The 8,910-nt window shown below is 69.6% G+C and carries 8 protein-coding genes; 7 read left to right on the top strand and 1 reads right to left on the bottom strand.

The annotated features are described in order from the left end of the window. Positions 1-2,229: TonB-dependent receptor (locus VJS38_RS04470; protein ID WP_324086948.1), on the top strand; the 2,229-nt coding region annotated here is incomplete at its 5' end. A gap of 11 nt (positions 2,230-2,240) precedes the next feature. Next, complete coding sequence (locus VJS38_RS04465; RefSeq protein WP_324086947.1) at positions 2,241-2,918, top strand: Fe2+-dependent dioxygenase; 678 nt, start codon at positions 2,241-2,243, stop codon at positions 2,916-2,918. 33 nt (positions 2,919-2,951) lie between these two features. On the opposite strand, the gene VJS38_RS04460 is transcribed toward VJS38_RS04465, so the two are convergent. Then, positions 2,952-4,076: a PepSY-associated TM helix domain-containing protein gene (locus VJS38_RS04460; protein WP_324086946.1), complete on the bottom strand. Its 1,125-nt coding sequence runs from the start codon at positions 4,074-4,076 to the stop codon at positions 2,952-2,954. Between the two features lie 227 nt (positions 4,077-4,303). Between VJS38_RS04460 and VJS38_RS04455 the strand changes: the two genes are divergently transcribed. The 5 genes from VJS38_RS04455 to VJS38_RS04435 all read left to right on the top strand — a co-directional run. Continuing rightward, positions 4,304-4,666 carry a hypothetical protein gene (locus tag VJS38_RS04455; protein ID WP_324086945.1) on the top strand — a complete coding sequence of 121 codons (363 nt, stop codon included), beginning with the start codon at positions 4,304-4,306 and terminating at the stop codon, positions 4,664-4,666. Next, positions 4,666-5,031 (top strand): response regulator, encoded by a 366-nt coding sequence (locus VJS38_RS04450; RefSeq protein ID WP_324086944.1) that lies wholly within the window; start codon positions 4,666-4,668, stop codon positions 5,029-5,031. The genes VJS38_RS04455 and VJS38_RS04450 overlap by 1 nt, the downstream gene beginning before the upstream one ends. Next, positions 5,028-6,992, top strand: coding sequence for a chemotaxis protein CheA (locus VJS38_RS04445; RefSeq protein WP_324086943.1), 1,965 nt, complete (start codon positions 5,028-5,030; stop codon positions 6,990-6,992). The genes VJS38_RS04450 and VJS38_RS04445 overlap by 4 nt, the downstream gene beginning before the upstream one ends. Then, positions 6,992-7,531 carry a chemotaxis protein CheW gene (locus tag VJS38_RS04440; protein ID WP_324086942.1) on the top strand — a complete coding sequence of 180 codons (540 nt, stop codon included), beginning with the start codon at positions 6,992-6,994 and terminating at the stop codon, positions 7,529-7,531. The genes VJS38_RS04445 and VJS38_RS04440 overlap by 1 nt, the downstream gene beginning before the upstream one ends. Before the next feature lie 20 nt (positions 7,532-7,551). Next, positions 7,552-8,910 (top strand): methyl-accepting chemotaxis protein (locus tag VJS38_RS04435; RefSeq protein ID WP_324086941.1); only part of this gene is annotated, 1,359 nt, incomplete at its 3' end.

Here is an 8,910-nt window from a genome sequence, read left to right as displayed (position 1 = left end):
CTGAAGGCCCAGGGGATCAACAGCCTCGAGCAGGCGCTGCGCAACGTGCCCGGCATCACCGTCGCCATCGGCGAGGGCGGCACGCTCAACGGCGATCAGTTCAAGATCCGCGGCTTCGACGCCAAGGACGACGTTTACGTCGACGGTTTGCGCGACTTCGGCGTCTACACCCGCGACAGCTTCAACTACCAGGAAGTCCAGGTGCTGAAGGGGCCGTCCGGCGCCCTGTTCGGCCGCGGCACGGTCGGCGGAGCGATCAACACCATCTCCAAGGGCCCGAAGCTCGATAACTTCGCCAGCGTCGACGCCTATGTGGGCAACGGCGACTACTACCGCGGCCTCGCCGACATCAACCACCAGACCGGCGAGACCTCGGCGGTGCGGCTGAACCTGATGCGCAGCTACACCGGCGTGGTCGATCGCGACGAGATCTATTCCGACCGCTGGGGCGCGGCGCTGTCGGCCGGCGTGGGGCTGGGGACCAGCACCTCTTTCGTCATCAACTACCTGCACCAGCAGGACTACCGCCGCCCCGACTACGGGATCACCATCGTCCAGCCGCCGGGCCAGCTCCTCGCCCTGCCGGCGACCGAGTACGACGTCGGCGTCGAGCGGTCGAGCTTCCTGGGCTTCAAGAACGACATCGACCGCACCAAGGCCGACATCTTCACCTTCCAGTTCGAGCACCGGGCGGGCGACCACCTGATCGTCAACTCGGACACCCGGCTGGGCTTCTACAAGCGCTACTTTCAGTACACGACGACCGACCAGTGCAACGCGGCCTGCACCACCGCGCTGTTCGACGGCGATCCGACCACCGAGGCCTTCGGCGGCATCGGCGGCTCGGGCCCCTACGACATGGACTCCTCGGGGATCCAGAATATCACCACCGTCCGCTATGACGGGGCGATCGGCGGGATTCGCCACCAGTCGATCCTCGGGATCGACATCTCCAAGCAGGTCAACGACAAGGTCTTCTACGCCTACACCCTGCCGGCGACGATCAAATCGCGGCCGAACATGCCGCATCCGCTGGTCAATCCGAATCCGGACTTCCCCGCCGGCTATTCGGTCTTCCGCCCGGCGCCCGGCCAGAACCTGGTCTGCCCGGCCGACATCACCATCAACTGCTCGACCAACGTCCTGGGCGCCAGCGTCTTCACCAACGTCAACGGGGCGGGCGCCTACACGACCCACGGCGTCAGCACCGACCTCGCCGCCTTCGCGACCGAGCGGGTCTGGCTGAACGACCAGCTCTCGGTGCTCGGCAGCATCCGTTTCGACCGCTACATCGCCGAGCTCGACACGGTGACCTACGCCGGCGCGGCCTCGCCGCCGGGCGGGCTGAAGGTGGAGTCCCACCTCACCAGCCCGCGCGTCAGCCTCATGTGGGAGCCGAACGCCCAGAGCACCTTCTACGTCACCTGGGGGCGTTCAGAGACGCCGCAGGGAACCTCGATCGTCGGCGCCGGCACGGCGCTCTCCGTCAGCGCCCGGGACCTCAAGCCCGAGAAGAGCGAGCTCTGGGAAGTCGGCGCGAAGGTCGCCATTCCGGGGACCAACCTGGCCGCCACCGCTTCGCTGTTCGACATCAAGAAGGACAACGCCCTGCAGACCGACCCGGCGACGGGCTTCCTGCAGGCCCAGTCGGGCGAGCGCCAGGAGGTCAAGGGCGTCGAGCTGGGGCTGAGCGGCCACATCACGCCGGCCTGGACCGTCGAGGCCGCCTACAGCTACCTCGACGCCAAGATCAGGGAGTCCTACTCGAACTGCTCCGTGCCGACCTCCACCACCGGCGTTCCCACCGGCATCGTCTGCCCGGTCGGCGTGACGGCGGCGCTTCCGGTGCTGAATCCGGCGGCGGTCGGCCGGCAGGTGGTGTTCGTGCCGAAGAACTCGGCTTCGCTCTACACCACCTATGACCTGGGCGAGTGGGTTCCGGGCCTCAGCGTCGGCGGCGACGTCGTCTATCAGAGCAAGCTCTTTGCGACCTATTCGGCCCGCAGCGTCAGCTACACCGACCGCTCCACCCTGACCACGGCGCGCATCGGCGAGGTTCCGGAGAGCCTGACCCTCGACGCCTTCGCCGCCTACCGGATCGACAGGTATCGCTTCTCGATCAACCTCTACAACCTGACCGACCGGCTGAACTACACTCAGGTGTTCGGCAACCGCGCCGTCCCGGCGGCCGGCCGCACGGTGATCTTCGGCGTCGGGGCCACCTTCTAGGACGCTGATCCATGCTGGCGCACATCGAAGCGGTGCTGAGTCTCGAGCAGGTGGCGTTGTGCCGCGAACGCCTGGCCGCCGCCGACTGGATCGACGGTCGCGCCACCGCCGGCGAGCAGTCGGCCAAGGTCAAGCACAACCTGCAGGTCCCCGAGGACGCCCCGGTCGCACGCGAGCTCGGCGAGATGATCCTGGGCGCGCTCGGCCGCAACCAGGCCTTCGTCGCCGCGGCCCTGCCGCTCAGGGTGTTTCCGCCGCTGTTCAACCGCTACGACGCGGGGATGGGCTTCGGCGCCCACGTCGACAATTCCATCCGCTTCGCCGGTTCCGTGCGGTTCCGCACCGACGTCTCCTGCACCCTCTTCCTCAGCGATCCGGACGAGTACGACGGCGGCGAGCTGATCGTCGAGGACGCGTTTGGCGAGCATGCGGTCAAGCTCGCCGCCGGTGACATGATCCTCTATCCGGCGACCAGCCTCCACCGGGTCGCGCCGATCACCCGCGGCGCACGCTGGGGCGCCTTCTTCTGGGCCCAGTCGATGGTGAAGTCGGACGAGCAACGCACGCTGCTCCTGGGCCTCGACCGCTCCGTCCAAGGCCTGGCCGCCCGGCTCGGTCACAACGACCCCGAGGTCGTCAGCCTGACCGGGACGTACCACAACCTGCTCAGGATGTGGGCGGAGGTGTGACGACCTCCCGCGGCTCCGCGGGAGACAGGTAGCTCACGCCGCGGCCAGCGCCCGTCGCCGCGAGCGCCGGCGCAGCCACATGATGAGGCCGGTCACGCTGAGCACCGCAGGCGCCAGGCCGCCCAGGAAAATGACCGTCCGCCAGGCGAGGCCGAAGTCGGTTCCGTCGTGGATCTTCCGCGACCAGACGGCGAAGGGGCTGCGCTGCGGCGGGCCGCCGGCGCCGGCGCCGGTGGGGCGGACCCTGCCGCTGCGATCGTCGACCAAGACCTGGGGCGCGGCCGGTCCCTTGCCGCGGAACTCGATCCGCCAGGCCGGGCGCTCGCCCGCCTGCGGCCAGTTCACCGTCGCCACGCGGTCGGCGGGGCGGGCGGCCTGGGCTGCGGCCAGGGCCGCGGGCAGGGGGGTCACCGGATCGGCCAGGGGAAGGGCGTTTCGCTGGGCCCCCCGCTGGGCCGGCGCGGCGGGCTTGCCGCCGACCAGCCGCTCGGCGGTCTGCGGGAAGCTGATGATCACGCCGGTGAGCGACAGCACCGCCAGCGGCAGGCAGATCCAGAACCCCAGCATATGGTGCAGGTTGAAAAGCTGAGAGGCGCCCCGGCGCCAGCGCAGGCCTCTCAGGAAGCCGCCGTGCCGGGGCCACCACAGCCAGAGCCCGGTGGCGCAGCTGGCGAACATCGCCCAGCCCAGCCAGCCCACGACCTTGCGGCCGACGTCGGGGATCAGCAGCGTCCCGTGCAGCCGGTGCATCGTCATGCTGAAGCCGCGCGCCACCTCGTCCACGCCCAGCACCCGCGCGCTCGGCGGATCGATCCAGGCGTTCAGCGTGCGCGGCCGACCGCCCGGCCCGGGCGCGCCCGCGATGCGGCCCAGCGCCACCACCGGATCGCCCGGCTTCTGCGGCAAGCGGATCTGGCTCAAGAGAGCGCGCTGGCCGAAAGCGGCCTTCGCCGCGGCGGCGTAGGCCTCCACCGGCAGCTGCGCCTCGCCGCTCGTCGCATAGCGCTCTGCGTGCAGCGCGTGGTCGATCGGGTCGTGCCACACCAGGTACGAGCCGGAGAGGCCGAGCGGCGCCAGCACCACCAGGAGCCCGACTCCGATCCAGAGGTGGACGTCCAGCCAGAGGCGGCGAAGGCGGGCGGATAGCGAATGGGTCATGCGGCAGGCCTTGCTGAAGCTTTGGATTGCTAATGCGAGCCAGTCGCAAAAACAAGTCCCACCGGGCCTGCGGAGCGCCGTCCAGGGCGGCGCCGTGGAAGATTGCGGCGGGAATCCGGCCAACTGGCGCCCGGCTTGCGGCGACGGCCGTTGCGCGCAGCACGCGCATTCGGCCGTTTACCACAACTTAAAGCTCCGACCGCAAAAGTGTCAGGACAAACTCCTGATTGAATGACAGCGATCACGATAGAAGGTCGGATCTCGCCGTGCTCAGTTCTGCTGCTGAGCTCACAACGATAGAATTCGTTGGCGAGCTTACTATTAAGACGATTGCCGGCGCTCACGCACGGCTGACTGAAGTCTTTGGCGCGTCTGGCGCCGTGAAGGCGGATGTCGCCGAAGACGCCGTCGTCGATTTGACGTTCGTCCAACTCATCGAGTCCGCCCGGCGCACTGCGCGCGAGACAGGCGTCGCCTTCGACCTGGCCGCGCCTGCCGCCGGCCAACTGCGCGAGACGCTCGCGCGCGGCGGCTTCCTCGCCGCGGCGGACGATCAGGAATTCTGGCTCAAGACATCGGAGGGTCGCTGATGGCGTCCGTGCTTACGGTGGATGACTCGCCGAGCATCCGGCAGGCGATCAAGATCGCCCTCGGCGGCGCCGGCCACGAGGTGGTCGAGGCCCAGGACGGCGCCGACGGCGTCGCCAAGGCCAACGCCGGCGCCTTCTCGCTGATCATCACCGACCTCAACATGCCGGTGATGGACGGGCTGACGATGATCCGCCAGCTTCGGGCCCAGCCGGCCTACGCCGGCGTGCCGATCCTTTTCCTCACCACCGAGAGCGACGACGGGATCAAGGCGCAGGCCAAGGCCGCCGGCGCCACCGGCTGGGTCACCAAGCCGTTCCAGCCCGACCAGCTGGTGCGGATCGTCAACAAGGTGCTGGCGGCGTGAGCACCACCGATCCCGTCGCGATCTTCCGGCAGGAAGCGCAGGATCTTCTGGAGCAGATCGAGCAGGGGCTGCTGGATCTGGCCCATCGTCCGGCCGATCGGGATCTGGTGGATGCGGTGTTCCGTGGCCTCCACACCCTGAAGGGGTCGGGGGCGATGTTCGGCTTCGACGCCCTGGCCGCCTTCACCCACCATTGCGAAGGCGCCTTCGACAAGGTGCGCAGGGGAGAGGCGCCGGCCAGCGCCGAGCTGGTCGCCGCGGTGCTGGCGGCGCAGGACCACATGCGCGCGCTCGCCGAGGGCCGCGAGGCCTCCGAGACCGAAGGCGCGGCCTTGCTGGCGCGCCTGCACGCCGCCGTGGAAGGGGGCCAGCAGGCGCCCGCCGCCGCGACGCCCGCCGAGACCACCTGGCGCGTCCGCTTCTCCTTCCCGGCCGACGCGCTCGCCAACGGCACGCGGCCGCTGCCGCTGATCGACGAACTGCGCGAGATGGGCGCCTGCGAGGTCCGCGCGCTGACCGACCAAGTCCCGCCGCTCGCCGAGCTCGCGCCCGCCGAATGCCGCCTGGGCTGGGAGGTGGTCGTGACCACCGCCCAATCGAGGGCGGCGATCGAGGACGTGTTCATCTTCGTCATCGACGACATGCAGCTGGAGATCGAGGCGGTCGGCCCCGAGGGCGAGGCCGCGCCGGAGCCTCAGGCAGCCGCAGCCGCCGTGCCGCAAGCTTACGCCCCTGCGGCGACCGATGTGGCCTCCGAGGCCGCGTCTTCCGCCAGGACGGCGCGCCAGGGCGAGAGCGTGCGGGTGCCGGCCGAGCGGCTCGACGAGCTGATGGACCGCGTCGGCGAGCTGGTGATCGCCCAGTCGCGCCTCAAGCAGGTCGCCGCCGGCAGCATCGACCCCAATCTGCGCAGCGTCTCCGAGGAGATCGAACGCCTCGCCGCAGAGCTGCGCGACACCATGATGGTGGTGCGCATGGTGCCGGTCAGCCAGCTGTTCGGCCGCTTCCGCCGCCTGATCCACGACCTGTCCCGCGAGACCGGCAAGGTTATCGAACTGGTCACCGACGGCGAGGCCACCGAGCTCGACAAGACGGTCATCGAGCGGCTCGCCGATCCGCTGGTGCACATGATCCGCAACGCCGCCGACCACGGGCTGGAGACGCCCGAGCAGCGGCAGGCCGCGGGCAAGCCGGCCGCGGGCCGGATCACCCTCTCGGCCCGGCAGTCCGGCGCCGAGGTGTGGATCAGCATCGCCGACGACGGCCGCGGCATAGACCGCGCGCGCGTGCGGGCCAAGGCCGAGGAGAATGGCCTGATCGCTCCGGACGCGGTGCTCGGCGACAGCGAGCTTCTGCAGCTGATCTTTCATCCGGGCTTCTCCACCGCCCAGACCATCACCAACCTCTCCGGGCGCGGCGTCGGTATGGACGTCGTCAAGCGCACCATCGAGGGCCTGCGCGGGACGATGGACATGACTAGCGAGCCCGGCCAGGGCTCGGTGATCACGCTGCGCATCCCGCTCACTCTGGCCATCATCGACGGCCTGCTGGTGCGCGTGTCCGGCGATCGCTACGTGATCCCGCTGGCCGCGGTCGAGGAATGCGTCGAGCTGTCGATCGAGCAGGACCTGCGCTCCGCCGGTCGCCACCTGATCAACCTGCGGGGCCAGCTCGTACCCTTCATCCGCCTGCGCGAGCTGTTCGACACAGGCGCGCCGCCGGATCCGCACCAGAAGGTCGTGGTCGTCTCGACCGGGGCCGAGCGCGTCGGCCTCGTCGTCGACCAGATCCTCGGCGACCACCAGACGGTCATCAAGTCGCTGTCGACCCTGCACGCCGACGTCGAGACCTTCTCCGGCGCGACCATCCTCGGCGACGGCGGCGTCGCCCTGATCCTCGACGTCCCGCACCTGGTCGCCGCCGGCCAGCGTCAGGACGCCCACCTGCGGGTGGCGAGCTGATGTCCGAAGCCATCGACATGACCGGAGCTGTCCAGCGTCAGGCCGCCGGCGAAGCCCTGCAGGTGCTGACCTTCGACCTCCAGGGCGAAACCTTCGCGCTCGACGCCGGCGTGGTGCGCGAGGTGATCGACCTGACCGCCGAGACCCGCGTCCCGGGCGCCGCGCCCTTCGTCGAGGCGGTCATCAACTTCCGCGGCCGGGTGATCCCGCTGGCCGACCTCCGGCTCGCGTTCGGCATGGCCCGGGGCGAGCCCACGCTCGACAGCCGCATCGTGGTGATCGAGTTCGAACTCAAGGGCGGCGATGCGACCCTGGTGGGTCTGCGCGCCGACAAGGTCCACGAAGTCACCCTGCTGCCGCTCGCCGACACCGAAGCCCCGCCGTCGGTGGGCCTGCGCTGGCGCGCCGACTTCATCCGCTGCCTCGCCAAGCGCGGCGGCGAGCTCGTGATCGTCCCCGACCTTTCGCAGATCTTCGCCACCCGAGGCGGCGCCTCGGGAACGGTCGTCCCCTTCGCCCAAGCCCAGATCAGCATTTAAAGTTCATGGAGCCGCGCCGTATGCGCCTGACCATTAAACTCAAGCTCGGCATCGCCTTCGGCCTGATGATCGTGCTGCTGATTGCATGCGCAGGGCTGGGCGCCATGGGCATGCGGTCGATGAACGAGGAGTTCGACCAGGTCCTCGGCGTACCCGAGGCGCAGCTGGCGCTGATCCAGGACCTCGACAACAAGGTCGTCGGCATGTCGCGGGACGAGCGCGACATGATCCTGGCCGACACCCGCGCCGAGGCCGAGCCGATCGCCGCGCGCCTCGCCGAGAAGCGCCAGGCCTATCAGGCGCTGCTGCCGAAGCTCGACGCGGCGGCGACGCCGCAGATGCGGCCGCAGCTCGCCGCCCTTCGCTCGGCCGGCGACCGTTTCCTGGCCGTCGACGACCGCCTGCGCGAGCTGGCGCTGAGCAACCAGGACGCCGCCGCCAAGGCGCTCGCCAACGGCGACGGCGACCGCATCTATGGCGAAATCATGCAGTCGATGGACGCTGTCGTCGGCCTGGCGCGCGCCGATGTCGAGAAGTCCTCGGCAAAGGTCGACCACGACGAGGCTTCGACCTTCGCCTTCCTGGTGGGGCTGGCGCTGGTGTCGTTGCTGTTGGCGATCGGGGCGGCGGTCTGGATGTCGCTGATCATCGGCCGCGGCTTCGCCAAGATCACCACCCTGGCCGACGCGGTGGCGCTCGGCGATCTCGACCAGAAGATCGAGGTGTCCACCGACGATGAGATCAAGGACCTGATCGTCGTCCTGAACCGCATGACCGACAACCTGCGCGGCACCGCGGCTCTGGCCGGCAAGGTGGCCGACGGCGACCTCACCGTCGAGCCGAAGCCGCTGTCGGAAAAGGACGTCCTCGGCCACTCCCTGGTCAGCATGGTCGAGCGCCTGCGCGGCGTGGTCTCCGACGCGCTGTCCGCGGCCGACAACGTCTCGTCGGGCAGCCAGGAGCTGTCGTCGGCGGCCGAGCAGGTGAGCCAGGGCGCCACCGAGCAGGCCTCGTCCGCCGAGGAGGCCTCGGCGTCGATGGAAGAGATGGCCGCCAACATCAAGCAGAACGCCGACAACGCCGCCCAGACCGAGAAGATCGCCCGCCAGTCGGCCAAGGACGCCGAGGTCTCCGGCGAGGCGGTGAACCGTGCGGTTGATGCGATGCAGACCATCGCCGAGAAGATCACCATCGTGCAGGAGATCGCCCGCCAGACCGACCTTCTGGCGCTGAACGCAGCGGTCGAGGCCGCTCGCGCCGGCGAGCACGGCAAGGGCTTCGCGGTGGTGGCCTCGGAGGTGCGCAAGCTCGCCGAGCGCAGCCAGAGCGCCGCGGCCGAGATCGGCGCGGTGTCGTCGGAAACGGTCAAGGCCGCCACG

This window comes from Phenylobacterium sp., from assembly GCF_035276905.1.
Taxonomy (GTDB): domain Bacteria; phylum Pseudomonadota; class Alphaproteobacteria; order Caulobacterales; family Caulobacteraceae; genus Phenylobacterium.
This window is presented reverse-complemented; position numbering and strand designations above follow the sequence as displayed.